Here is a 25,930-nt window from a genome sequence, read left to right as displayed (position 1 = left end):
TGAACGAAGGTTTGCGGGCTTGGATGGCACCTACCGACCAACCCCACGAAGGCTTCGAGTTCCCCGAAGAGGTTCTGCCTCGCGGTAACGCTCTGTAAGCTCGATTTCAATTCAATTTCGGTACTATCTCTTTAGTCCGATCTTTGGGATTTTTATTCTGCATACTGTAAAAGGCGGTTTCTCCTAGCATTGCCGCCTTTTTTCACAAAGTACGTCGCAAACGACATAGGTTTGATGGAGGTTTGACCTCGTGGCAACATCCTTTAACACTGCAATGGTTGGCGGCGGACGCGACCAGCAATCATCAGGCTTCGCCTGGTGGTCTGGAAACGCCCGCCTGATCGACCTGTCTGGTAAACTCTTGGGCGCTCACGTCGCCCACGCCGGTCTGATCGTTTTCTGGGCCGGAGCGATGACCCTGTTTGAAGTCGCTCACTTCGTTCCGGAAAAACCCATGTACGAGCAGGGCTTGATCCTGCTGCCTCACCTGGCCACCCTCGGTTGGGGTGTCGGCCCCGGCGGTGAAGTCATCGATACCTTCCCCTACTTCGTGGTGGGTGTCCTTCACCTGATTTCTTCGGCCGTATTGGGTCTCGGCGGTATCTACCACGCCGTTCGCGGTCCCGAGCGCCTCGAAGAATATTCGTCCTTCTTCGGTTACGACTGGAAGGACAAAAACCAAATGACCAACATCATCGGCTTCCACCTGATCCTGTTGGGTCTCGGCGCCTTCCTGTTGGTGGCGAAAGCCATGTTCTTCGGCGGTGTTTACGATACCTGGGCCCCCGGTGGTGGTGACGTTCGCATCATCACCAACCCCACGCTGAACCCAGGGGTGATTTTTGGTTATCTGCTCCGCGCTCCCTTCGGTGGCGAAGGTTGGATGATCAGCGTGGACAACATGGAAGATATCATCGGCGGTCATATTTGGATCGGCCTCATCTGCATTTCCGGTGGTATCTGGCACATCCTGACCAAGCCTTTCGGCTGGGCCCGTCGCGCCTTCATCTGGTCCGGTGAAGCTTATCTCTCCTACAGCATCGGTGCGTTGTCGCTGATGGCGTTCACCGCGTCGGCTTTCGTCTGGTTCAACAACACCGCTTATCCGAGCGAGTTCTACGGACCGACCAACGCTGAAGCCTCTCAAGCTCAATCCTTCGTGTTCTTGGCTCGCGACCAAAAATTGGGTGCGAACATCGGTTCCGCTCAAGGTCCGACGGGTCTGGGTAAATACCTTATGCGCTCTCCCACGGGTGAAATCATCTTCGGTGGTGAGACGATGCGTTTCTGGGACTTCCGCGGTCCTTGGCTCGAACCCCTGCGCGGACCCAACGGTCTCGACCTGAACAAGCTGAAAAACGACATTCAGCCTTGGCAGTTGCGCCGTGCGGCTGAGTACATGACTCACGCCCCCAACGGTTCGATCAACTCGGTTGGTGGTATTATCACCGAACCCAACTCTGGATTTAACTATGTGAACCCCCGCGCTTGGCTGGCTGGGTCTCACTTCATCCTGGCGTTCTTCTTCTTAGTCGGACACCTCTGGCACGCCGGACGCGCTCGCGCCGCTGCTGGTGGTTTTGAGACGGGACTCGATCGCGAAAGCGAACCCGTGCTGTCGATGAAACCCCTCGACTAGGTTGGTCCTCGATGTCTCGGCTGGGTTTAGGCTCAGTTGAGGGTTGAAGAACTCACAGTTTAAAAAGAGGCTTCTACCGTTGGGTAGGAGCCTCTTTTTACGGCCGCTTCGAGGGGGGCGATCGACCGGATTTCGATTCGCGCTTGGGGAGTGTCCGACCTGTCTGGTAGCCTAGTGACAGGTTCGCGCGACAGTATTGATGACACCGCCGGCCGCTCGTGAATCATGACGCAGAAAAAGGAAAAAGGGATGGTCATTACGGACGATCGAAATTCGCCCCACGAAGCCCAATTTGATTTATCGACCTATTTAGCCGAGGGGAAAGCGTTAGTCGAAACGGCGCTCGATCGCTCGTTAGAGATTACGTATCCCGAGCGCATTTACGAAGCGATGCGTTACTCTCTCTTGGCAGGAGGTAAGCGACTTCGTCCGATTCTCTGTTTGGCCACCTGTGAAATGAGCGGGGGAACGCGGGAAATGGCGCTACCGACCGCCTGCGCCCTGGAAATGGTTCATACGATGTCGTTGATTCACGACGACCTCCCGGCCATGGATAACGACGATTACCGTCGCGGCAAACTCACCAACCACAAGGTTTACGGCGACGACGTGGCGATTTTGGCCGGAGACGGTTTGCTGGCCTACGCTTTCGAGTATATTGCCGTGGAAACGAAAGGGGTGCCGGCCGAACGACTGTTGCAGGTGGTGGCTCGCTTGGGTCGCGCCGTCGGTGCCGCTGGGTTGGTGGGCGGACAAGTGGTGGATTTGGAGTCGGAAGGAAAATCCGATATTTCTCTCGAAACCCTGACTTTCATTCACACCCATAAAACTGCCGCCTTACTCGAAGCCAGCGTCGTTTCTGGCGGCATTTTAGCCGGGGCTTCTCAAGAGGAAATCGGACGCCTCTCTCGTTACGCTCAAAACATCGGTTTGGCCTTTCAAATCGTGGACGATATCCTCGATATCACCGCCTCTCAAGAAGTCCTCGGCAAAACCGCCGGAAAAGATTTGAAAGCTCAAAAAGCCACCTATCCCAGTTTGTGGGGATTGGAAGAGTCGAAACGACAAGCCGAACAACTCATCGAAGCGGCTCAGGCGGAACTGTCACCGTTCGGCCCCTCTGCTCGACCCTTAAATGCGATCGCCGACTTTATCGTTCGCCGTCAGTACTAATCTTCATTATTAAGGGAAGAGATGCACGAGTTTAGTCACGTCCTGCACAACCAAATTCTCATCGTCGCGACGGCGGCTTGTCTGATCGCTCAGTTTTCTAAATTGCTGGTGCATTTCGCGCAGTATCAAAAGGTGAACGTGCGCGTGTTAGTGGAAACAGGCGGAATGCCGAGTTCTCATTCGGCATTGGTGACGGCTTTGGCTACGGGAGTCGGGCAAACCTTGGGCTGGGACAGTATTGAGTTTGCCATGGCCTCTATCTTCGCCGCCATCGTGATGTACGACGCCGCAGGAGTTCGTCAGGCAGCCGGAAAACAAGCTCGGGTTCTCAATCAAATTCTCGACGAGCTGTTTCACGAAGGCAAACAGTTTGATGAAGACCGACTTAAGGAGTTACTCGGACATACGCCGTTTCAAGTGTTGGTGGGATCGGCTCTCGGCATCGCCATCGCTTACGCAGCCGGTTCGGCCTATTGATGGCCTCTTCACAACTCGAACGTCCAAACAAAAAGCCCAGTTTTTCACTGGGCTTTTTATCGCGATCGATCGACTCGATACGCTCTAAAAACAGATCTCAAAACAGATCTAAAACAAGATCGCTGTTCAAAGCGATCGAATTACTATTTGAGCGGGTGAAAGAGTAAATCGGGAAAGAAGCGATTGAACTCAATCAGAATTCCCGCCGTGATTAACATCCAAACGGCAGCCAAAACAGGTGCGCTCGACAGATATCTTTGTAAGCCTTGCATAAACGATCTCCAAGTTCCAAACAGTTAAATCCAACCCTTAGCGGGGGGAAATGGGGATTTCGTTGTCTTTAGCAAACATTTCCCCACTGGTGATTTCTCCAAATGCTGCCAGCGGCCAAAGTGCAGCAGACAGAGATTTACTCACCGCCAAAGGAACGTCGATGATAATTTCTTTGTCTTCGGGAGATTTTTCGCCCTGAATCGCTTGCAGGTAGCTGCGGCCAGCCCAGCCAATCCAACCCGCAACGTACAGGAACATAATGCCAGGAATCATGAATTCCCCAGCGTGGCTCCAACGACCGTCTACAATTAAGTGAGGTAAGCCGTCTTCACCACACAAAAGTTCTTCACCGTACCGCTCGAAACGTTGTTTGGCTTGTTCGGTGGTGGCGCGTTTCGCACGGGCGAGGAACGCGGAATTTTCGTTACAAGGGGTCAGTCCCGCTACGTCTGCCGAAGCAGTCGGTGCAAAACTAAACCAAAGAACTGCTGTTAAAACCAGCGCCAATAGTCGTCGCATAAGTAGGCTTTCCTTAATGAACAAAACTGACACAACCATCGACGAAAACTTCCTAATATTAAACAGGAAGATCGCTCGTCTTTTCTATCCAACGCGGGCGTTCCTCCCAGATTGGAGATCCCACGGTTGCGAAATGGTCTTGAGTTATCTTCGTTTGAGACGCTTTCGCGACTACAAGCCAGTGTTGAAAGATGTCTGGCTAGAATCCTACCATACAAGATAACGCTCTCTCGTCTCCCTTTCTTGGCAAATGGCAACAATTTTAGCGATCGAAACAAGTTGTGACGAAACGGCTGTGGCAATTGTTAAAAAACGTCAAGTTTTAAGTAGTATTGTTACATCTCAAATCGACACCCATCGGCGTTACGGCGGTGTGGTTCCCGAGGTGGCCTCCCGCCAACACCTGGAACTCATCGACGATGCCATCGAACAAGCCCTGGAAACGGCGGGCGTCCCCTGGACAGATATCGACGGCGTAGCCGCCACCTGCGCCCCCGGCCTCGTTGGTGCCTTACTGGTGGGACTCAGTGCCGCGAAAACCCTCGCTCTCGTTCGTCAAAAACCCTTTCTGGGGGTTCACCACCTCGAAGGTCACATTTACGCCGCCTATTTGACCGATAGAGACCTGGAACCGCCCTTTTTATGTCTTTTGGTCTCTGGCGGCCATACCAGCCTCATTCACGTCAAAGACTGCGGCATTTACGAAACTCTCGGCCAAACTCGCGACGACGCGGCCGGAGAAGCCTTCGACAAAGTCGCGCGATTGCTGGATTTAGGCTATCCCGGCGGGCCGGCGATCGATAAAATCGCCAAAACCGGCAACCCGAAAGCCTTTCCCCTCCCCGAAGGCAAAGTCAAAGTTCCCAACGGCGGCTTTCACCCCTACGATACCAGTTTCAGCGGCTTGAAAACCGCCGTCTTGCGCCTCGTTCAACGCCTCAAAGCCGAAGGAGGCGAACTCCCCGTGGCGGATATCGCTGCCAGCTTTCAACATACCGTCGCCCGCGCCCTCACCAAACGGGCGATTCGCTGCGCCCTCGATGCTAACCTCTCCACCATTGTCGTCGGCGGGGGCGTCGCCGCCAACAGCAGCCTCCGACAGCAACTTCAAGCCGCCGCCGAGGAACACCATCTTCGCGTTCTGTTTCCACCGATGAAATACTGCACGGACAACGCCGCCATGCTGGGTTGTGCGGCGTCCGAACATCTCAGCCGAGGTCGGGTTTCACCGATGACGTTGGGGGTTCAGTCGCGAATGTCCCTCTCGGAAGCTTTGAATTTATACGTCGCCTCGGGAGATGAGGGGATGAGGGGATGATGGGATGAGGGGATGATGGGATGATGGGATGATGAGGTGATACTTCATCCTTGACCTGGCGTGCCAAAAACTCTCTGTGTCCTCTGTGTCTCGGTGGTGAATACTTTTTCAAACCCTCCTTATCGGAATCGCATAGAGTACGAAAAACCCCGTAGAAACCTGTTGTTCAACGTTCCTACGGGGTAAATTCAACGAGGTCGATCGACCGAATTTTCTATTGATTATCTTCGCTGTTTTGAGCGATCGATAACTCGTCGAGGTATTTATCGATCGCTTCGCTGGCTAAAGCCAACATAGGTTTTCCGAGCCGTTGCGAATCGGCTTTGAGGCGATCGTAAACTCGGTCATAAATCCGAATGCGATGGCGTTCTTTGCGCTTGGGTTTCAAGCTACTGGGATCGTAGGTTTCGGTAAATTGGCGCAAGGCATCGAAGCCGACGCGGTGGCAGAAATCGCCAAATCGTTCGCCGGGTTTGCGGTCTTTTTTAAAGTAGACAAACAGGGGTTCGAGTTCGGCTTCTAAATTATCGATACTCAAGCGATCGAGGTACAATTCCGCTAACCGGGTTTGATGGGGATCTGCCCCCAACCACAACTGATAAATCCCCGGTGCGCGACCGACAAAGCCCAATTCTGCCATGTAGGGACGGGCGCAACCGTTGGGGCAGCCCGTCATTCGGACGACAAATTCTTCGTTGGGCAATCCCACGCGATCGAGCAGTTGGCGAATGCGTCCTAAAATATCGGGAATGGCACGCTCGGACTCGGTGATGGCTAAGCCGCAGGTGGGCAGGGCGGGACAAGCCATCGACAGTCGATCGATCCCGTCGAGGTCTTCGGCGCTTTGAATGCCGTTTTCTTTGAGGATTCGATCGATCTCCGGCCGTTGTTCCGGCTCGATTTCGTAGAGCAAAATGTTCTGATGGGGCGTCAGACGCATCGGAAGCGAGAATTTCTCGACAATCTGACGCAGGGCGGTTTTCAGCGTCCATCCCTCGCGATCGCTCACGCGACCGTTCTGCACGAACAGCCCTAAAAACAGCTTCCCGTCTCCCTGTTCGTGCCAGCCGACGAAATCTTCGTATTTAAACTCAGGTAATGGTTTGAACGGTTGCAGCGGTTGACCGAAATATTCCTCGACGGTGCGGCGGAATTTCTCAACGCCCCAGTCGTGGAGGAGGTATTTCAACCGGGCGTGGCGGCGGTTGACGCGATCGCCGTAATCCCGTTGCGTGGCGACGATGGCTTTCAGCACGTCGTAAAATTGCGATTTCTCCACATAGCCGATTTCGTCGGCCAAGCGGGGAAAGGTTTCTTCTTTATTGTGCGTCCGGGCGAGGCCGCCTCCTGCTAAAACGTTAAACCCTTGCAATTCCCCGTTCTCGTCGGTAATGACGACGAAGGATAAATCCTGAGAGTACAAATCCACGGAGTTGTCGCCGGGAACCGTCACGCAGCTTTTGAACTTGCGCGGCATATACCGTTCGCCGTACAGGGGTTCTTCTTTGTCGTGAAAAACGGTTCCGTTCCCGTTGCGGCTGCGGGCGGCTTTCACTTCCGGGGCTTCTTCTGCGGAAATGGCTTTTTCGCCGTCGAGCCAAATTTCGTAGTATGCGCCCGTTTGCGGGGCGAGTAAGTCGGCGATGTTGTCGGCGTAAGTCCAGGCGAGATCGTATTCGGGACGGTTTTTAAAAGGAGCCGGAGGCGCCATGACGTTGCGGTTGAGGTCGCCGCAAGCGCCTAACGTCGATCCCATGCTGTTGACGATGGCGGCGATCGAAGCTTTCAGGTTCTTCTTCAAAATGCCGTGAAGCTGAAACCCTTGGCGCGTCGTCACCCGCAGGTTTTGATAGCCGTATTCGTCGGCCAGTCGATCGAGGGTCAAATACAGTTGAGGAGGAATGTACCCGCCAGGGTTGCGGGTTCGCAGCATCATGCGATAGTCCTTGTCCTGCCCTTTAACGCGGTTGTCCCGGTTGTCTTGTTGGTAAGACCCGTGAAATTTCAGGATTTGAACGGCATCTGCGCTAAAGTGCGTCGTATCTTGCAGGATTTCCGTTGCCACGGGTTCGCGCAAAAAGTTGCTGCGCTCTTTAATTCCTTCGAGTTTAGAAAGTTTTCGGTCTGAAGTCGGTTTCGTCGTCGGCGTAGCCATGAACTTATCGAGTGAGGGTAGGTCGTCAGGATCGGCATTCGGCAACTGAAACGCCATGCCGAACATCGGTAATCCGGTCGGGATTTCGGAGAATTCAGTTTGACAATTATTCTAACATCCCCCCTATGCTTCCCAGGGGGGACTCCAGCGAAGCGGGAACGGGGAACGGGGAGAACTCCTTATCTCATCATCTCCCTCAGTGGTGCAGAAAACTTTTCGAGATTGGAGGGTTGACAAAATGCGCAAAATATGTAATTGCCAGATTCCCGGCAGCCATTTAGCGATCTGAGATTTTTGGGCCAACCCTTTAATAGGGCGATCTCTTTCTCACCTCATCATCTCCTCATCAGTTATCCAGGGGTTCGAGGTTGCCGCCGACGACCCAACCTTCATCTTGTGTCGCGGTCGATCGAACCCGCTGCCACGCGCCGTTTTCGGCTTCTTCCAAAACGAGGACCGTTTCGTTAAAAGCGACGCCGCCGATACTGGTGGCTTCGTAACCGGCCTCTTGTCGCAAGGTCAAGCCTTCGGGCCAAGTCACCCGAGCGCGATACAATCCCGCCTCTGGCGTCGGGGTGGGCGTCGGGGTGGGCGTAGCGGCGGGGGCGGGGGTGGGCGTGGCGCTGACGGTTGTAGCCGTTGGGGCGTCGGCGGTTGCAGTATGGTCGCTAAAATCGGGTTTCGGGGGGAGTGCGGTCAAACGCGCCACCAAATATAACGACGCGGCGAGCGCCCCACTAATAGTTAAGGCGATCGCCAGCGTAAATCCCAAAATAAATTTCGCCAGGTTCGACAGGTTCATAGACGCTGAATCTCAAAAAAAATGGCTTAGCCCTCGCCCCGCAGTTGTCCTTGGATGCGACGAGTCAGGCTGCTGTTGCGAGAGGCCAGACGGGCTTTCCCCGACATCGCCCACTCTTGCAACAGTTGAATTTGTTCCTGCGCCGTTCGCGCCAGGGGGACGATTTGGCTGGCCGCTTCGAGTATATCGTCTGTGGTGAAATCTCGATTCTGGCTGAAGCCGATGTGCATGGCTTCCACGATGGCCTGTTCGATTTCCGCTCCCGAAAAATCGGGGGTTTCGTAGGCCAGTCGATCGATATCGTAACTTTTGAGGTTGTGGGGGCGCAGTCGCGACAGATGCACGGAAAAAATTTCCTTGCGCTCTTCTTGGGAGGGCAAACCCACGAAAAAGATTTCGTCGAACCGCCCTTTTCGCAGCATTTCCGGCGGGAGGGCGCGAATATCGTTGGCGGTAGACACCACGAACACCGGGGAATTTTTCTCCGCCATCCAAGTAATAAAGGTTCCGAACACGCGGCTGGTGGTCCCGCCGTCTCCGCCTCGGTTGACGCCGGCAAAGGCTTTATCGATTTCGTCAATCCAGAGGACGCAGGGGGCGAGGGCTTCAGCCACCTGAATCATCTGCCGGGTACGGGATTCCGATTCTCCCACCAAGCCGCCGAAGAGCCGTCCCACGTCCAACCGCAACAGGGGTAAGTGCCAGTGGTGGGCGATGGCTTTAGCGGTGAGGGATTTTCCGGTTCCCTGAATTCCCACCAACATCAAACCGCGCGGGTGGGGGAGTCCGTATTGGCGGGCTTGTTCGGAAAAGGCTCCGCCCCGCCGCAGCAACCAATCTTTGAGGTTGTCGAGGCCGCCGATATCGGAAATGTTTTCCGTGGCGGGGTAAAATTCCAGAATTTGGGTTTGGCGAATGGTTTGGCGTTTTTCTTCGAGGATGAGTTCTACGTCTTCTCCTCGAAGTTCGCCGTGGGTGGCGATCGCTCGGGCGAGAACGCGCCGAATCCGTTCCAGAGACAGACCTTGGCACGATCGAACCATATCGTCGAGGACGCGATCGCTCAAAGACCGAGTACTCGCGGCCAACAGTCGATCGATCTCGCGGCGAATTTCGTCGGCGTCGGGGAGGGAAAACTCCATCACCGTGAGAACTTCGCTCAAATCTTGCGGAATATCCACCGTCGGCGCCAGCAACACCAAATTTTTCGGTTGCGATTTGAGGCGACGGGCGAGATTTCGCAACTTCCGCGAAATGGAAATATCCTCGAGAAAGCGGTGAAAATCCCGCAAGACGAACACCGCTGGAGCCGAAGCGGGGAGTTTTTCCACCTGTTCGAGAGCGGCGAGGGGATTGCGTCGGGCGGCGCCTTCGTCGGTGGGGTTGCCCTGATAGCCATCTACGAAATCCCACAGGTAGACGCCGCGATTTCCCTGAGATTTAGCTGACTCGGCGATGGCGGCTTCGACTCGTTCTTCTTCGAGAGTCGCCACGTAGATAACGGGATAGCGGGCGCGGAGTAACAGCTCGAATTCGTCTTTAAAACTCATTTCTGGTGTTTTTTACCCCGGAAGTCGGTCTTTGAGTTGTTGCAATGCAGCCCAGCGGCTATCGGTGAGGTCGCTGGGGTTCGTCTCGACCTGGATTCCCGAACAGTCTTCGTTGCAGAGTTTTTGAGGGGGAACTGCCAAACAGAGTTGTTCGTAAATCCAAGTTTGTAGGTCGAATTCTCCGTCCGGGCGCAGGGTTTCCACCAAGTCCTCGACGGCTACTTCCTGCTCGATGGGGAGGTCTTCGGGGTTGGTGGGGTTGGCGTCGAGCCAAATCGGCTCGCTCGGCTCGATTTTGACGCGGTAATTATACTGTTGCAGGCATCGATCGCAGGTTAGCGTCACGATAGTTTCGATGCTGGCAGATACTTCTAAATAAGTTCCTTGATGGGTGACGCGAGCCACGCCCCGCACGGGCATCAAGGTGTCTAAGCCCGGTACGAACTCTCGAAATTCCACAATTTCAGTTTTGTCCGGCGCTTTGAGTAAGGAGGGAATATAGATCGCATCCATAACACTTGTTCTCTAACGGCTCGCGGCGAACGGCTCGCGTCGGGCGTGCCACTGTGGGTTAACGGAGCCGAACGACCAATGTACGATGGGGTTCTTGACCGCGACTGAAGGTTTCGAGATCTTCGCTGTCTTTGAGCAACGTATGAATTTGTCGACGTTCGGCCCCCGACAAGTCCGCAATTTCAATGGATTCTCCCGTCTCGCGGACTTGTCGGGCGACCTCTTCAGCTTTCGATCGCAGTTCTTCTTGGCGTTTTTGGCGATACCCTGCCAGTTCGAGTGTATAGGCGGCTTGCAATTCCTCATCGCATCCCATATTGAGGATGGCGTTGGCGAGGTACTGAATGGAATCGATCGCCTTTCCGCCTTCGCCGACGAGGGCTGACACCTGTTCCGGGGTCAACGCGGAGGATTCGATCGTCAGCCAGTAGGCATCATCTTGACAAGTGACGTCAACTTGGGCGGGAAGTCCCGCCAGTTGCAGCAGTCTTTCCAACCACTGTTGACCCCGTTCTGCTTTGGCATCGCTCATGAAGTCTCGATCCTCAAACTGTCTCGATCCTATCCGGCTTTTTTCTTAGAGCGTTTCGGCTCGAAGGGCAGCGTTTGACGCTTGCCATCTTTTCCCGCCTCAGCCTTTTCCTGAGCGTCCACGATTTTCTGAAGGTTTTCCGGCAGCGGTTCCCGTGACAGAATAAAGGTTTGAGCGGTTTGGAAGATGTTGGCTATGACCATGTACATCAACACCCCAGCCGGCAGCGGGAAGAACAGAAACATCCCCGTAAACAAAATCGGCGTCAGCTTGCTGATGGTTTGTTGTTGGGCGTTGGCACTGCTGTCTTGTCCCTGTCCCGAGAGGATTTGGTTAACGTAGAGACTCACGCCGAAGAACAGCACCATTCCGACGATATCCCAGTGAATGTTACCGTTTTCGTCCGTGGCACCGACGCGACCCAGGGCTTGGACGAACAGGAAACCTTTATTGGCAGCCAAGCCGGGAATTTTGCCTTCGATGGTAGCTTTCCCGGGGGCAAGGGCGACCAGGCTTCCGTCTTCGTTGACTTGCAGGCGTTCTTGGCCTTTCGTCACCGTCCACTGAGGTGTCAGTTCGGGGTCTCCTTCTTCAGCCAACCGCTTTTGTAGGGGCGCACCTTCGACGGTTTGGAACTCGACGTTCGTTCTTTCTCCGACCACGAGGCGATTTCCGGCTGGGAGAATTGCGGAGACTTGCGTGTGAATGCCGTCGGAGATATAAACGTTTTTCGGGTCGGTGGCGTAGACTTGCGGTTGGATGCGTTCGATTTGTTCGCGGGGGAAGATTTCCACGTCGATCGAATAGCTCATATCCGAAAACGGCGATCCCCGCAGCGTTGCGAACAGGGCGAAGAGGACGGGCATTTGAATCACCAGGGGCAAGCATCCCGCGAGAGGGTTGCCGAATTCCTGGTAAACTTTGCTCATTTCTTCCTGCTGTTTGGCAGGCTCGTCTTTATATCGTTCTTGAATCTCCTTGACGCGCTTTTGCATTGCGGGTTGGGCGACGCGCATCCGGCGCATACTGCGAATCGATTTCGCACTGAGGGGGTAGAGTGCGAAGCGAATCACGAGCGTCAGCGCGACGATCGCCAGTCCGTAGCTGGGCACGATCCCGTAAAATAAATCCAGGATCGGCAGCATTACGTTATTGGAGAGAAAACCAACACCAAAATCCATTCGTTTTACGCCAATTTCTGCGCTTGAAGTTGCTTGAGTCTGTCTTTTTCGGGGCGAGTGGGTTTAGCTGCCGAGAGAACCGCTCACTTTTCGGGCTTCTGGGGACAGCCGCTCGTTAATATAGTCGTAAACTTGACGGAAGCGGGGAACCGCACGCAGTTCGAGACGGTTTCCGCCTCGAACGGTAATGACCATATCGCCCCACAGTCCGAAACCGCGCGGGACGGTCACGACTTTTATGATTTCTGAGTAAACGACATCGGTGCGATCTCGCCCCATCCATCCGCCGTTGACGGAGATTCGACGGTTCGTAATCCGAAACCGCAACCATAAGGCTCGAATTACCGCACCTACCGTTAAGGGTAAGCCAATCACGGTCAAGCCGATTAAGATATTAAAAATCAAATCCCCGATATGGGGTCCGCCTTCATAAAAGACTTCCTCTCGAATGCCCATTCAGTACCTCAGCTCGTGCCAACAACTGCTCTAATTCTTGCAGAAATTGAGTTGAATTGCACTCTTTGGCCGGGGAATGGACGATGGCGACGATGTCCCAACCGGGGGACAAACGCGGTAAAAGTTGACGTGCGGCCGCTCGAATTTGACGCTTGATGCGGTTACGATCGACCGCACGTTTGCTGACTTTTCGCCCGATCGAAATTCCGATTCGCGTTGGGGAACCGCCCGCAACTTTTCGGTTCGGGGAACCGCCCTTCGGCGTCGTCGGACGCCGATAGGCTCGCAGGCTCATTCGTTTTCCCCGACAGCGACTTCCGTTTTGATACACGGTTTGAAAGTCTTTCCAATGGCGAAGTCGGTTAGCTTTGGGTAGCACAGACGCTTGACCGGATCGACTTGACTGGTGAATATCTTTGAAACGGCCAGTTTAAACGGCGAGTCTCGCCCGTCCTTTACGACGACGGGCGTTGATAACGCGACGGCCGGTTTTGACGCGCATCCGAGCGCGAAATCCGGAGACTCTCTTACGTTTGCGACTGGTTCCGCCTAAAGTTCGCTTGGTCACGGTTTTTCCCTCCGACTAACTTCTTGAATAGGTTGACAAAGATGCAGTTTCCCATTCTAACAGGAAATTTCGGGTGGGGAACTGCAAAACCAACAGCCGCCGATACGGCCGATCTCTCAAATAATTGTCGCCACTGAGGGTTGGGAACCTTCAAAGGAAGGATTTTTGCGGTTGGGACGCGGGACGCAGCTAGACCTCGGCGGTGCGTGACGATTTGTGGGTCTGATAATTCACACCTGATTTTTCAAGTCACGCACTCTACAGAATCGATTTTCTTATCATAAACTATGTAAATTGTCAATCTCAGCCCGGGCCGATACTCAACACCCAGGTGCCGAGATAGCGAGCGAGGGGAACGTCACCGGGGCTGAAGACGCGACAGTTGAAGTAATACATTCCGCCGAAATTGGGGTTGCGGACGTTGGAAAAGACGATTTCGACTTTGTAGCCAGCGGGAACCGCTTCGACGGGATAAATTTCGATGAGGTGGTTTTCTTCGTCCCAGACGACTTCTTCTAAAGGAACTGACTCGTAACGTCCGTTGATGCGAACGCGGACTTCGACGGGCTGATCGTCGGGATCGTCATCGGGATCGAGTTCGATGTCGAATTCTCCATCGTAGTAGTCAGGATAGTCGATGGAGAATTGGGAAACGGCAAAGCTCATTTTGTCGGAGGGAATCCGCAAGCGGTATCGATCGCGGGGATGCCCGCTTCTGCCGTAGTCGAGGCGAAAGCTCAGTTGATTTTCACGGCGCGGTCCGCCGAAAATGGTAAATCCCGGTAATTCTTGGGCGGGCAGTTCGGTAGCCAAGCCCAAAGCCAAACATCCGGTTGTTATGGCAGCAGATAACCAACGTTTCATGGAATCTCCTCGTCGATCGCCTTCGTCGCAACGGCTCGATCGAAAATTGCGCGATCGACCGTGCGATCGACTGTTCACAGTGTTAATTAATGTATCAAACCCTTTGGGTTCTGTCATCTTATTCCCCTAACGGGAACCTCGCTCCGGTCGAGACGCGCCCAAGTCCCGAAAAGTTCCGCGATCGCGGCGATCGCCCTCAATTTGAAAACCGAGTTAAAAAACAACGATCGCGCCAAAATTGTAAAGGTAAATTCACAATCGCAGGATATCTTTAAAGACATCGTTTGAAACCGAAAAATAAGTTAAAGATTCTAGATATTTTTGCGAGCTAAACTATTCGTTAGCCTTAAGACAAGTTAAAGATGTCAAGAGTCATCTGGGGATCGTCCTAGGATGCGAACTAGAAGTCCGCAAGACCTGCCCAAAACCTATCGCCGATCGACATCAACGAAATACTCAGACCTCCTCAGTTTGTCTCTCGATCGTCCAATTGCAGCATTATTTCGTTAAGGAGTTTGCATGAAAGTCGCAGTTGCCAAAGAAATCGAGGTCGGCGAACGCCGCATCGCGCTCGTTCCAGATATCGTTGCCCGACTGGTCAAACAAGGCTTAAACATTTGCGTCGAATCGGGAGCGGGAAACGGCGCGTTCTTTTCTGACAGCGATTACGAAGCTGCCGGAGCCACCATTATCGCCGATACCGCCGAACTCTGGGGAGACAGCGACGTTATCCTCAAGGTCGCGCCTCCAACTCCCGAAGAGATCGATCGCCTGCACGAAGGACAAACCCTGATCGGGTTCCTCAACCCCCTCGGCGATCCCGAGCGGATTCAAAAGCTGGCCCAACGGCGCGTCACCGCCTTGAGCATGGAACTGATTCCCCGAACCAGTCGCGCCCAAAGCATGGACGCCCTCTCCTCCCAAGCGGGGGTCGCCGGATACAAAGCCGTGTTAATCGCCGCCTCAGCCCTGCCGAAATTCTTCCCCATGCTCACCACCGCCGCCGGCACTATCCGTCCGGCAAAAGTCTTCGTAGTGGGTGCGGGGGTAGCAGGATTGCAAGCGATCGCCACCAGTCGCCGCCTCGGTGCAGTCGTGGAAGCCTTCGACATTCGCCCGGCCGTTAAAGAAGAAGTTCAAAGCCTCGGCGCCAAATTCGTCGAAGTGGAACTCGAAGAAGACACCGTAGCCAGCGGAGGGTACGCCAAAGAAATCTCCGATCGATCAAAACAAAAAACCCAAGAAGCAATCACCAACAGCGTCGCCCAAGCCGATGCCGTCATCACCACCGCCCAAGTTCCCGGCAAACGGGCCCCCATCATCGTTACCGACGCCATGATTTCTCAAATGCGTCCGGGTTCGGTGGTGGTGGACTTAGCCGCCGAACAGGGCGGAAACTGCGAAGGCACCGAAGCCGGAGGCAACGTCGTCCGTCACGGCGTCACCCTCATGGGGCCGGTGAACCTGCCCGCCTCGATGCCCGTCCACTCCAGCCAGATGTACGCCAAAAACCTCTCGACGCTCCTGCAATATCTGGTCAAAGACAACGCCCTCACCCTCGACCTCGAAGACGACATTCCCGATAGTGTCTGCGTGACCCTCGGCGGCGACATCCGCAATTCCCGCGTTCGGGAAGCCCTCGGCGTTACGTCTCCAGCCTGAAGTGAGAGGAGGAACAGCCAAGAAACTCTCAACTTTCAACTTGTCACTCTTAATTCTCAACTCTGAACACTCCACTATGAACGATCCCTTCATTACAGCTTTGTTCGTATTCGTCCTGGCGGCGTTTGCGGGATTCGAGGTGATTACCAAAGTTCCGCCGACGCTCCACACGCCGCTGATGTCGGGGGCGAACGCCATTTCCGGCATTGCCATTCTCGGGGCTTTGGTGGTGGCCGGCGATCGCGACTGGAACGTAACCGTTATCCTCGGACTCGTCGCTGTAGTCCTGGCCACCATTAACGTCGTCGGTGGATTCCTCGTCACCGATCGAATGCTGCAAATGTTCAAGAAAAAAGAGGTTAAAGCATGAGCGACTTTCTCCCCACAGGGATTCAACTGAGCTATTTAGTCGCAGCTTCTCTATTCTTCATCGGCTTGAAACGATTGGGATCGCCTGCGACTGCCCGTCAGGGCAACCTCATCGCTTCGATCGCCATGCTGGTCGCCGTGGTGGCGACGCTGCTCGATCGCCAAGTTCTCAACTACTATATGATTCTCATCGGCATCGTCATCGGTTCCGTTATCGGGGCGATCGCCGCCCAACGGGTCGCCATGACCGCCATGCCCCAGATGGTCGGGCTGTTCAACGGCTTGGGCGGTGCCGCCTCGGCTTTGGTGGCCATGGGTGAGTTTTGGCATTATTTCAGCCTCTCGGCCGAACCCGGTATCGGCGAAACCATTACCGTGTTGTTGGGGGTTCTCATCGGCGGCGTCACCTTCACCGGATCTCTGGTGGCCTTTGGCAAACTACAAGGACTGATTTCGGGATCGCCGATTACCTTCCCCCTGCAACAGCCCTTTAACGTAACGCTGTTGGTCGCGTTTCTCATCGGCAGCGGCTACCTGGTGGCGACGAATCCCACCGCCTCCCTGTTCTTGGGATTGGTGGCTCTGTCGCTGGTGTTGGGGATTAACTTCGTCATTCCCATCGGCGGCGGCGATATGCCCGTGGTGATTTCGCTCCTCAACTCCTTTTCCGGGTTAGCGGCCAGTGCAGCGGGTTTCGTGGTGATGAACAATATGCTCATCATCGCCGGGGCTTTGGTGGGCGCCTCGGGGCTGATTCTCACCGTCATCATGTGTAAAGGCATGAACCGCTCTCTGACGAACGTTTTGTTTGCCGCCTTCGGTACGGGAGAAGGGGGCGCCACGGCGGCCAAAGGTGGCGGAACTGACACCGAGAAAGTGGTTCGCAGCATCGATCCTGAAGAAGGGGCGATGATGTTGGGCTACGCGCGATCGGTGGCCATCGTCCCCGGTTACGGGATGGCTGTCGCTCAAGCTCAACACGCGGTACGGGAACTGACCGACCAATTGGAAAAATTGGGAGTCGAGGTCAAATATGCCATTCACCCGGTGGCGGGACGGATGCCGGGACATATGAACGTTTTGTTGGCGGAGGCGAACGTGCCTTACGACCAGCTTTATGACATGGACGATATCAATCCTCAGTTGGAACAGACGGACGTGGCGCTGGTCATCGGTGCCAACGATGTGGTCAACCCGTCCGCCCGCACGCAACAAGACAGTCCGATTTTCGGAATGCCGATTATCGATGTGGACAGAGCCAAACATACTATCGTCATCAAACGCAGTCTCAGTACGGGATTCGCCGGGGTAGACAACGATTTGTTTTACCGCGATAAAACCATGATGCTCTTTGGTAGCGCCAAAGATATGGTGTCGAAACTCGTGGCAGAAATGAAACAACTCTAGGCGATCGATTTTCTCGCTCGATCCTCCCCGTCTCGATCGATTGGTTTAAGCTTTGTTTAAGCCGAACGATCGAGTTCAGAGAAGCCGAGTTTCTTCAGAAACTCGGCTTCTCGTTTTAATTTCTTCAGGTGAAACATATCGCGGCGTCGCGGTAGATTGTGATTTTCCCTAAAATCTAGTTACCATAGTGAATATATTTTTGTCGCGGTTGGAGTTTTATGGGTCAAACTCGAGCCGTTTGCCAAAATATTGAATTGAACGATACACAATCGAGCGTTAAAAAATGTGTGGCATCTTAGGGATTATTGGACAAAACTTACCCGAGGATCGATCGAACCAACTCAACTTCGAGGAAATGCTATCGTCTTTGGCACATCGCGGCCCCGACGATAAGGGCATCGTTCGGGACGGTAACTTACTGTTAGGACACCAGCGCCTGTCGATTATGGATGTCGAAGGCGCTCACCAACCCTTTTCGCGAGAGGAAAGCCAACTGTACGGGGTATGTAACGGCGAGATTTATAACTATCAAGACTTGCGCGATCGCTTTAACGATCGATTTTCCTTTCAAACCCACGGTGATAGCGAAGTATTGCTGCCCCTGTACCAAGAATGCGGACAGCAACTCGCCCATCATCTCGATGGAATGTTTAGCTTCGTCCTCAGCAACGGTAAAGACTACGTAGCTGCTCGAGATCCAATTGGAATCAAACCGTTGTATTACGGAAAATCGGGAGATATGTTGTTCTTTTCTTCCGAAATTAAAGCTCTGGTTCAAGCGGCTGAGGAAATTCGCGAGTTTCCCGAAGGACACTACTATCATCCCGAAACGGGATTCGTTCCCTATTACCAGTGGCCCGACGAGTCGTCCTTTCTCAGCGACGTCGACGAGGTTCTCGAGAAAATTCGTCAAACCTTGTCGAAAAGCGTCCAGAAACGTTTGATGTCGGACGTTCCGGTGGGGGTGTTTCTCAGTGGCGGTTTAGATTCGAGTGTTATTGCGGCGTTGATGTCGGAACATCTCCCCGAATTGCATTCGTTTTCCGTGGGACTTCCTGACTCTCCCGACTTGAAAGCAGCTCGTTTGGTGGCAGAGCATTTAGGAACGATTCATCACGAATACATCTACACCGAAGAAGAGATGGAAGCGGTGCTTCCCCAGGTGATTTATTACCTGGAATCTTACGACCCGGCCTTGATTCGCAGTGCCATTCCCTGTTATTTCGTGTCTCGCTTGGCCAGTCAATACGTTAAAGTGGTGTTGACCGGAGAAGGGTCAGACGAGTTGTTTGCCGGATACAGTTACTTTAAGGAATACGAGGACGCCACGGCATTACATCGAGAATCCATCTCGATTTTGAAGGGTTTACATAACTTGAATTTGCAGCGGGTCGATCGCATGACCATGGCCAACAGCCTTGAGGCTCGCGTGCCGTTTTTGGATACAGAATTTATCGAATTGTGCCTGAAAATCGATCCGTCCTTGAAACTCCACAAAACTTATGGTTTAGAAAAATGGTTGCTTCGACAGGCATTTGCTGATAAGTTGCCCCAAGAGGTGGTGTGGCGGGACAAAATGGAATTTGCTCAAGGCTGCGCGTCCTCAACCATTCTTGAAGATCGCGCGAACGCGATGGTTTCTCAAGCAGAACTCGACGCCGCTCGTCGAGATGGAGTTCCGGTAAACAGCAAAGAGGAGTTGTTTTATTACCGGATTTTTCACCATCATTTCCCCCATCCCGATGCCCCAGCCCTCATCGGACGGTGGCAAGGGACGCTTCACTAACTCAGCAGGAAACTAACAACGCACGAACCCACACCTGGCAAATTCCTAACTGACCGCGAAAGAATCATCCATCAATATTACTAAAGCGATAAAATCATGCAATCAGTTGGAGAAAAAACCTACAGCCAAGCGGTTCGAGAAGGTAAATACGATTTGTACGTTGGAAACTTGTTCGGCAAGTACGACAACGTTCGGACCTATTGGGAAGACCAATTAACTCGTATTGCCTTGCGGCCGTTTCTGCGGGAACTGGTGGAACGCTGTCGCCGAGAAAATCGCGGCGTCCGCATTGTCGATCTCGGCTGCGGTGCGGGACAGGGCTACGAAATCTTGACGAAAATCGATCGACGAGATTTAGACTTGGGCTTGCAACACGAGCGCGTCCTTCCCAAAGAAGAAATCGATTTGTACTTAGGCTTGGATATCAGCCAAGCGATGGTGGAACGGGGTCAGGTTCTTTTTGAGAGCCAACCGGAAGTCACTTTCGCTCAGGCGGATTTACGAGAAGGGTTCGGACCGTTTAAAGACCGAGAGCCGTTCGATATCTATTTTTCGTCTTACGGTTCTCTGTCTCACTTGAACCGTCAGGATTTGGTCAAACTGCTGCAAGATATTTGCGAACACAGTGGTAACGAGAGTTTAATTGTTCTCGATTTTCTCGGACGCTATTCGATCGAATGGCCGGATTTCTGGTTTGCGGACTCCGAAGACGAAAAAGTTCGCGACTACACCATGAGTTATCTCTACTCAGAAGCAGTTCGCAAAGAAGTCGAAAGCGATCGCTTTCCGCTGCGGTTCTGGGTGGGGTCGGACGTGAAAGACCTCTCGGAAGAGTTGACTCAAACCTGCGGCCTCGGGGTAGAGGTATTGAAATTGATGGATCGATCGATGTTGGTGGGTCGCCACACCGATACGCAGGAGTACAACAAGCAACTCAAACCCATTCGTCGCGCGGTGAATTCCCTGCATCAGGATTACTTGCGAACCAACCTCGAAGAACTCGTCATCGATCCGGCGATCGTTCCCGACCATCCGGTGATTGCGCCGCCGTTGCGGGAACTGATCGACTCGTGGAACGTGGTGGTTGAATACTGTCAGCAGCGACTTTGGGAGCGGTGTTCGCTGACGCAACTCGAAGGCTGGGACGATTTCGCTAAACCCTTGCAGTTTGCCCTGATGACGATCGATCGCGTCATCGCTGATGTCGGTTGGATGTGGTACGGCGATCCCCGCGCCAACATCATCGAGCCTCAGTTGGGTTACGCCTTGCGGACGCTGGAATACGAAATGCAGCGAGGACGGGGTTGCGGCCATGGTTTGGTGGCGATTCTCAAAACCCAAAAGTAAGCCCTAGCACCCATGATTGAAGCGATCGAGCTAACCAAAACCTATAACGGGTTCTCTGCCGTCAATCGCGTGTCCTTTGAGGTGGCGGAAGGGGAAACCCTCGGTCTCATCGGAACGAGCGGTTGTGGCAAGAGTACGACCCTGAAAATGCTCAATCGCCTCATCGAACCCACCGCCGGCCGCGTGTTTATTGGGGGGGAAGACACGCGGAAGTCTCAACCGGAAAAACTGCGCCGGAGTATCGGCTACGCCATTCAGGAAACGGGGCTGTTTCCCCATTACACCGTCGCGGAAAACGTGGCGGTGGTGCCTCGTTTGTTGAAGTGGCCGGACAAACGAATTGCGCGACGCACGGAAGAACTGCTGGAGTTGGTGGGGTTGTCGCCGGAGGAATTCACCCGACGGTATCCCCACGAACTCAGCGGCGGACAACAGCAGCGGGTTGGCTTAGCCAGGGCTTTGGCGGCCGATCCGCCGATCGTGTTGTTGGACGAGCCGTTCGGGGCGCTCGATCGCATTACGCGGCGACAAATTCAACAGGAATTCAAGCAGTTGGAAAGTTTGCTGCGAAAAACGGTGGTGTTGGTGACGCACGATATTTTCGAGGCGGTGACGCTGTGCGATCGCATCTGCGTGATGGATCGGGGAATCGTCCAGCAAATCGGCACCCCGAAAACCCTGGTATTTCAACCGGATAACGATTTCGTGCGCGACTTTTTCCAAGCCGATCGCTTTCAGTTAGAGTTGTACGTTACTCAGCTTCAAGACGTGATGCCTTGGGTTTCGGCTCAAGAGTCCAGTTCGGAGGCAGCGAAACGCTATACGGAAGAAGAACATTTACTGACGGTGTTAGAAGATATGGAGGAATCTTCGTTGAAATCCTCGCGGGTTCAAATTGTCGATCGACAAAACCAGCCGATTTTAACCACCCACTGCCAAGACTTGTTAACGGCATTTTATCGATTCAAAGAGTCGTTTTAACAATCATTTAAAATAGCTGGTTTTTGTTATTTTAAATCATAGTTGTTATTTTAAATTATAGTTTTAGCTTTAATTCGTGGTTTTTTTAAATATAAATTCAAGATATAAATTCAAGGTAAATTTTGATTTTTAAGAAACAAAAATAAATCTAGAAAACGACTTTAAAAATCGCTTTTAATCTCAAACAAATCAGTAAATTATATCATTTATTTATGAGTTTCGGGCAATTCCTACTCGACCACCAACTCGAACTGGCCGACCAAACCATCGAACATATCGGTTTAACGACCGTTTCATTGGCGATCGCCATCAGTTTGGGGGTATCCGTCGGAATTATCTTAACTCGATATCCCAACATTTCCGATCGCGTTATCGGCGCAGTAGGAATCGTTCAAACCATCCCCAGCGTTGCCTTACTGGGGTTTATGTTACCCCTGCTCGGCATCGGCGTCACCCCTGCCATTGTCGCCTTATTCTTATACGCCCTATTACCCATCGTTCGCAATACCTATACAGGCATTGACGAAGTAGATTCTGCCATTAAAGAAGCCGCCAAAGGCATGGGAATGTCGAACTTTCAAATACTCTTAAAAGTCGAACTTCCCTTAGCCGTTCCTGTCATTTTTGCGGGAATTCGCACCGCCGCCGTCACCACCGTTGGCGTGGCGACGCTCTGCGCCTTGATTGCCTCTGGCGGCTTAGGAGAATTCATTTTCCGAGGAATTGCCCTAAATAACGTCGATATGATTCTCGCCGGGGCGATTCCCGCCGCGTTGCTGGCGTTACTGTTAGATTTCCTCCTGGGAGTCCTTCAAAGTCGGGTCATGGAATGGCTGAAACCGCTGCTGGTGGGTGCGGTGGTTTTACTGCTTTTATCCCTGTCGTGGCTGGTGGTTCCCAATTTGTTCGGAAGTTCCTTCACAGCGGGATTTACGGCGGAATTTATGGAACGCGCTGACGGATATCCGGGTTTGCGACAGCACTACGGTTTAAAGTTAAATACCTTAGAACTCGAGCCGGGTTTAATGTATAAAGCCATTCGAGAAAAACAGGTGGATTTAATTAGTGGATTTTCCACCGATGGCAGAATTCAAGCTTACAATTTAACAGTTTTAGAGGATAATTTAAATTATTTTCCGCCCTATTATGCAGCGCCGTTGGTGCGAGGGGAAACTTTACGAGAATTTCCAGAAGTTCGTTCGGCGTTAAATCGCTTAGCGGGACAAATTTCTAACGAGGAAATGGTGCAGTTAAATTATCGGGTCGATCGACAGCAAGAACCGACGATGCAAGTGGTTCGAGAGTTTTTGTCGGAGTTGGGACTTAAAACGGAAACGCAACGAGAAGGAAACGCCGATTTGGTCGTCGGTTCAAAGAATTTTACCGAACAGTACCTTCTCGCGGAAATGATGGCGGTGGTTATTGAGAATTATACGAATTTGGACGTCGAGTTAAAAACGGGATTGGCGGGAACGAAAATCGCGTTCGATGCGTTGCGACAGGGGGAAATCGACCTCTATCCAGAATATACGGGGACGGGGTTGTTGGCGATTTTAAATACCGATGCGGATGTGCGAGAAGAGTTACTTTCCGAGAGTGAATCTGCGGCGGATACGGTTTTGGAGTACGTTCGAGAAAAAACGCAGGAAGAATATAATTTAATTTGGCTAGAACCGTTTGGTTTTAATAATTCTTATGCGCTGATGATGCGGGAGGCGGCGGCTAATGAATTGGACGTTCAGTCGATTTCTGACTTGAAAGCGTATTTGTCGGAAGACTTGTAGAAATATATTGTAGAAATAGAGAGAATAGCGAACGATGTCTTTAGCAAAACTCACGATTCCAGAGCATTTCAACCCCGAAAAGGTGGGAGAGGTTTGGCGCGTTTCCTACGCCGATCGCGCTCGGGAAGCGCGACTTTGGGCGCAACAACATCAGATTTCCCGCAGTTGTGAGGATAGGGTGCGCGTGGGGTTGCTGCTGATTGATGTTCAAAATACCTTTTGTATTCCCGGTTTCGAGTTGTTTGTCGCCGGAAGGAGTGGAAACGGGGCGGTGGAAGACAATCGGCGTTTGTGCGAGTTTATCTACCGCCATTTACATATTCTGACGGATGTTATTCCCACGATGGACACCCATAGGGCGATGCAGATTTTCCATCCCGTCTTTTGGATAAATGACAGCGGCGAACATCCCGCCCCGATGTCGAATTTGGAACTGGCGGATATTGAAGCGGGAAAATGGCGCATTAATCCCGAGGTGTTGCCGAATTTACCGACGGCGATCGACCCCCAGGCTTACGCTTTTCACTATGTTCGAGAACTGACGCGAGATAGTAAATATCCGCTGACGATTTGGCCTTATCACGCTCTGTTGGGGGGAATCAGTCATGCTTTAGTCTCGGCGGTGGAGGAGGCTTGTTTTTTCCACAGCATCGCCCGCTACAGCGCCACCGAGTACGAAATGAAGGGAAACAACCCGCTGACGGAGAATTATTCGGTGTTGCAACCGGAGGTTCTTACCAACGCTAACGGGGAAGCGATCGCCCAACGTAATATAGAGTTGGTCGATCGCCTGTTGAATTACGACCTGTTGTTAGTGGCGGGACAGGCGAAAAGCCATTGCGTGGCCTGGACGTTGAACGATTTGTGCGACGAGATTCGATCGAGAGACCGAAAACTCGCCCGAAAAGTCTATTTATTGGAAGATTGTACGTCGGCGGTGGTGGTACCGGGTCAGGTGGATTTTACCGATTTAGCGGACGAAACCTTTACTCGGTGCGCCGAGTTGGGAATGCACCGGGTCAGATCGATCGATCCCATCGAGACTTGGGAGGGTATTTCCGAAGGTCTCTGCTGAACATCTTTCCCAAACTTCGCCAGAGAAACCCACCCTCGACGACGGGGCGAGTTTCAAGTGATACCATCGAAACATTAATATCGATATCCACAACCACCATGAGCAGAGGGATCGACGTTTCGGACTATCAAGGTAGCGTCAACTGGACGGCGGTAGCCAATTCCGGTATGGAGTTCGGTATCGTTAAAGCGACAGAAGGCGCTACGTTCGTCGCCGACACCTTTCAAACCAACTGGACGGGGATGAAAGGGGCGGGTTTGGTACGGGGCGCCTATCACTTCTTTCGTCCCCGCAGCGACGCCCTCGCCCAAGCCGATCGATTCCTCGATTTGGTGAAATTGGAACCGGGGGATTTACCCCCCGTTCTCGACATTGAAACGGACGATGGTATCGCCGCCGATAGTGTGGCGGCGCGCATGCAAACTTGGCTCGATCGCGTGGAAGTGGCGACGGGACGGCGTCCGATTATCTACACTTATCCTTATTTTTGGGAGCGCCTGGGAAACTGGCAGCAGTTCGCCAAATATCCCCTCTGGATTGCCCATTACACCACCGATCCGGCGCCGAGGGTTCCCGGTGGATGGAGTGCTTGGACCTTTTGGCAGTATACCGACAGCGGTAGTGTCAACGGCGTAACTGGGGGCGTCGATATCAATTGGTTCAATATCGTTAAAGAAGGGTCTACGGGGGCGATGGTGGCGGACGTGCAGTCGCGCCTGAAGCAGAAAGGGTTCGATCCGGGGTCGATCGATGGTAAGTTCGGACCGAAAACGAAAACGGCTGCGGTGGCGTTTCAAACGGCCATCGGCACTCTGACGGACGGAACGGTGACGCCTCGGGTTTGGGCGTATCTGGCGGACAACACGACTACCGCCCCGACGCCGACGCCAACGCCGACACCAACGCCCACTCCGGCGATTTCTCTGGTGGACGTGATGAAACACTATCAGGGATTGCCCCATCAAATCGACGCGCTAACGGAGTTGCAATTTCAAATCTCCGAGGCGATGCTGTTGGAATTCGCCCGCCGCTGGCGCGATCGCGCCACAGTCGATACGTCGATTCGGATGGTGGACGTGGCGCGGTACTATCAAAACCTCGCCAGTCAAAATCAAGCGTTGATTTGGCTGCAAGAACAGCTGGCGGAGACGCTGTTAGAAGAGTTTGCCCAGCAATGGCGCAATCCCCCGGATTTGGAACCGCCCCCCATCGTCTTGTCGAAAGCGGCGAAGTATTACGAGGGATTGCCTCACCAGGATAGAGCCTGGGATTGGTTGCAACGGCGCTTAACGCGAGACGAGTTGGCGGAATTTGCGCGGTTTTGGCGTAATTCTTAGGTTTTTAGGTATTTTTTGGGAAATCCTCGGCAGGGGTTCAGATCCCCGGCATCTCTAAGATGCCGGGGATCTAGAGAATTTCGTGCCAGTTTTTCCTTGACAATTACCTAGGGTTTGCTGAAAAAGTTATCAAAAGCCGGGGGGTGGAAAACGAACAAGAAG

General features: G+C 53.1%; 25 protein-coding genes. 13 read left to right on the top strand and 12 right to left on the bottom strand.

The genetic code is table 11. The features are described 5' to 3' along the window. Window positions 1–274 precede the first annotated feature (274 nt). From psbC to ACP5D4_RS14585, 3 genes are all read left to right on the top strand, one after another. Window positions 275–1,639, top strand: coding sequence for a photosystem II reaction center protein CP43 (gene psbC / locus ACP5D4_RS14595; RefSeq protein ID WP_428012352.1), 1,365 nt, complete (start codon window positions 275–277; stop codon window positions 1,637–1,639). A 249-nt stretch (window positions 1,640–1,888) separates the two neighbouring features. After that, window positions 1,889–2,812, top strand: coding sequence for a geranylgeranyl diphosphate synthase CrtE (gene crtE, locus ACP5D4_RS14590; RefSeq protein ID WP_428012351.1), 924 nt, complete (start codon window positions 1,889–1,891; stop codon window positions 2,810–2,812). 21 nt (window positions 2,813–2,833) lie between these two features. Beyond that, window positions 2,834–3,289, top strand: a complete 456-nt coding sequence (locus ACP5D4_RS14585) for a divergent PAP2 family protein (protein WP_428012349.1) — start codon at window positions 2,834–2,836, stop codon at window positions 3,287–3,289. A gap of 143 nt (window positions 3,290–3,432) precedes the next feature. Here the strand turns inward: ACP5D4_RS14585 and psaJ are convergent, their stop codons facing one another. After that, window positions 3,433–3,561, bottom strand: coding sequence for a photosystem I reaction center subunit IX (psaJ, locus tag ACP5D4_RS14580; RefSeq protein WP_428012348.1), 129 nt, complete (start codon window positions 3,559–3,561; stop codon window positions 3,433–3,435). Window positions 3,562–3,598: 37 nt separating this feature from the next. Continuing rightward, complete coding sequence (locus ACP5D4_RS14575) at window positions 3,599–4,081, bottom strand: Photosystem I reaction center subunit III (protein WP_428012347.1); 483 nt, start codon at window positions 4,079–4,081, stop codon at window positions 3,599–3,601. 250 nt (window positions 4,082–4,331) lie between these two features. On the opposite strand from ACP5D4_RS14575, the gene tsaD reads away from it, so the two are divergent. Beyond that, window positions 4,332–5,399: a tRNA (adenosine(37)-N6)-threonylcarbamoyltransferase complex transferase subunit TsaD gene (gene tsaD, locus ACP5D4_RS14570; protein WP_428012346.1), complete on the top strand. Its 1,068-nt coding sequence runs from the start codon at window positions 4,332–4,334 to the stop codon at window positions 5,397–5,399. A gap of 214 nt (window positions 5,400–5,613) precedes the next feature. On the opposite strand, the gene sir is transcribed toward tsaD, so the two are convergent. From sir to ACP5D4_RS14520, 10 genes are all read right to left on the bottom strand, one after another. Beyond that, window positions 5,614–7,554 (bottom strand): sulfite reductase, ferredoxin dependent, encoded by a 1,941-nt coding sequence (gene sir, locus ACP5D4_RS14565; RefSeq protein WP_428012350.1) that lies wholly within the window; start codon window positions 7,552–7,554, stop codon window positions 5,614–5,616. 346 nt (window positions 7,555–7,900) lie between these two features. After that, window positions 7,901–8,356: an SH3 domain-containing protein gene (locus tag ACP5D4_RS14560; RefSeq protein WP_428012345.1), complete on the bottom strand. Its 456-nt coding sequence runs from the start codon at window positions 8,354–8,356 to the stop codon at window positions 7,901–7,903. Window positions 8,357–8,382: 26 nt separating this feature from the next. Beyond that, window positions 8,383–9,906, bottom strand: a complete 1,524-nt coding sequence (locus tag ACP5D4_RS14555) for an AAA family ATPase (RefSeq protein WP_428012344.1) — start codon at window positions 9,904–9,906, stop codon at window positions 8,383–8,385. A 12-nt stretch (window positions 9,907–9,918) separates the two neighbouring features. Continuing rightward, on the bottom strand, window positions 9,919–10,419 hold the full coding sequence (locus ACP5D4_RS14550; protein WP_428012343.1) for a YceD family protein: 501 nt from the start codon (window positions 10,417–10,419) through the stop codon (window positions 9,919–9,921). A 58-nt stretch (window positions 10,420–10,477) separates the two neighbouring features. Then, window positions 10,478–10,951, bottom strand: coding sequence for a protein jag (locus ACP5D4_RS14545; RefSeq protein WP_428012342.1), 474 nt, complete (start codon window positions 10,949–10,951; stop codon window positions 10,478–10,480). Between the two features lie 29 nt (window positions 10,952–10,980). Beyond that, complete coding sequence (yidC, locus tag ACP5D4_RS14540) at window positions 10,981–12,132, bottom strand: membrane protein insertase YidC (RefSeq protein WP_428012341.1); 1,152 nt, start codon at window positions 12,130–12,132, stop codon at window positions 10,981–10,983. A 63-nt stretch (window positions 12,133–12,195) separates the two neighbouring features. Beyond that, window positions 12,196–12,588: a PH domain-containing protein gene (locus ACP5D4_RS14535; RefSeq protein ID WP_428012340.1), complete on the bottom strand. Its 393-nt coding sequence runs from the start codon at window positions 12,586–12,588 to the stop codon at window positions 12,196–12,198. Beyond that, a complete protein-coding gene (gene rnpA, locus ACP5D4_RS14530; protein ID WP_428012339.1) occupies window positions 12,560–12,967 on the bottom strand; it encodes a ribonuclease P protein component in 408 nt (135 codons plus the stop codon). The genes ACP5D4_RS14535 and rnpA overlap by 29 nt, the downstream gene beginning before the upstream one ends. A 51-nt stretch (window positions 12,968–13,018) precedes the next feature. Next, on the bottom strand, window positions 13,019–13,156 hold the full coding sequence (gene rpmH / locus ACP5D4_RS14525; protein ID WP_074170982.1) for a 50S ribosomal protein L34: 138 nt from the start codon (window positions 13,154–13,156) through the stop codon (window positions 13,019–13,021). A 303-nt stretch (window positions 13,157–13,459) separates the two neighbouring features. Then, complete coding sequence (locus ACP5D4_RS14520; protein ID WP_428012338.1) at window positions 13,460–14,098, bottom strand: DUF2808 domain-containing protein; 639 nt, start codon at window positions 14,096–14,098, stop codon at window positions 13,460–13,462. 441 nt (window positions 14,099–14,539) lie between these two features. Here ACP5D4_RS14520 and ACP5D4_RS14515 point away from each other — a divergent pair, with 441 nt between their 5' ends. From ACP5D4_RS14515 to ACP5D4_RS14475, 9 genes are all read left to right on the top strand, one after another. Further along, a complete protein-coding gene (locus ACP5D4_RS14515) occupies window positions 14,540–15,682 on the top strand; it encodes a Re/Si-specific NAD(P)(+) transhydrogenase subunit alpha (protein ID WP_428012337.1) in 1,143 nt (380 codons plus the stop codon). A 76-nt stretch (window positions 15,683–15,758) separates the two neighbouring features. Continuing rightward, on the top strand, window positions 15,759–16,052 hold the full coding sequence (locus ACP5D4_RS14510; protein WP_428012336.1) for an NAD(P) transhydrogenase subunit alpha: 294 nt from the start codon (window positions 15,759–15,761) through the stop codon (window positions 16,050–16,052). Further along, complete coding sequence (locus ACP5D4_RS14505) at window positions 16,049–17,458, top strand: NAD(P)(+) transhydrogenase (Re/Si-specific) subunit beta (RefSeq protein ID WP_428012335.1); 1,410 nt, start codon at window positions 16,049–16,051, stop codon at window positions 17,456–17,458. The genes ACP5D4_RS14510 and ACP5D4_RS14505 overlap by 4 nt, the downstream gene beginning before the upstream one ends. 283 nt (window positions 17,459–17,741) lie before the next feature. After that, on the top strand, window positions 17,742–19,244 hold the full coding sequence (asnB, locus tag ACP5D4_RS14500; protein WP_428012334.1) for an asparagine synthase B: 1,503 nt from the start codon (window positions 17,742–17,744) through the stop codon (window positions 19,242–19,244). Between the two features lie 96 nt (window positions 19,245–19,340). Next, window positions 19,341–20,591, top strand: a complete 1,251-nt coding sequence (locus ACP5D4_RS14495; protein ID WP_428012333.1) for a class I SAM-dependent methyltransferase — start codon at window positions 19,341–19,343, stop codon at window positions 20,589–20,591. Window positions 20,592–20,603: 12 nt separating this feature from the next. After that, on the top strand, window positions 20,604–21,572 hold the full coding sequence (locus ACP5D4_RS14490; RefSeq protein WP_428012332.1) for an ABC transporter ATP-binding protein: 969 nt from the start codon (window positions 20,604–20,606) through the stop codon (window positions 21,570–21,572). Window positions 21,573–21,784: 212 nt separating this feature from the next. Continuing rightward, complete coding sequence (locus tag ACP5D4_RS14485) at window positions 21,785–23,356, top strand: ABC transporter permease/substrate-binding protein (protein ID WP_428012331.1); 1,572 nt, start codon at window positions 21,785–21,787, stop codon at window positions 23,354–23,356. A gap of 34 nt (window positions 23,357–23,390) precedes the next feature. Beyond that, window positions 23,391–24,431: an isochorismatase gene (locus tag ACP5D4_RS14480; protein ID WP_428012330.1), complete on the top strand. Its 1,041-nt coding sequence runs from the start codon at window positions 23,391–23,393 to the stop codon at window positions 24,429–24,431. A gap of 98 nt (window positions 24,432–24,529) precedes the next feature. Next, window positions 24,530–25,768 (top strand): GH25 family lysozyme, encoded by a 1,239-nt coding sequence (locus ACP5D4_RS14475; protein WP_428012329.1) that lies wholly within the window; start codon window positions 24,530–24,532, stop codon window positions 25,766–25,768. Window positions 25,769–25,930: the final 162 nt, after the last annotated feature.

The organism is Baaleninema sp. (assembly GCF_049974805.1).
GTDB lineage: Bacteria > Cyanobacteriota > Cyanobacteriia > Cyanobacteriales > Geitlerinemataceae > Baaleninema.
Note: the sequence above shows the minus strand (reverse complement) of the source record. Positions and strands in the feature narration are given on the sequence as shown.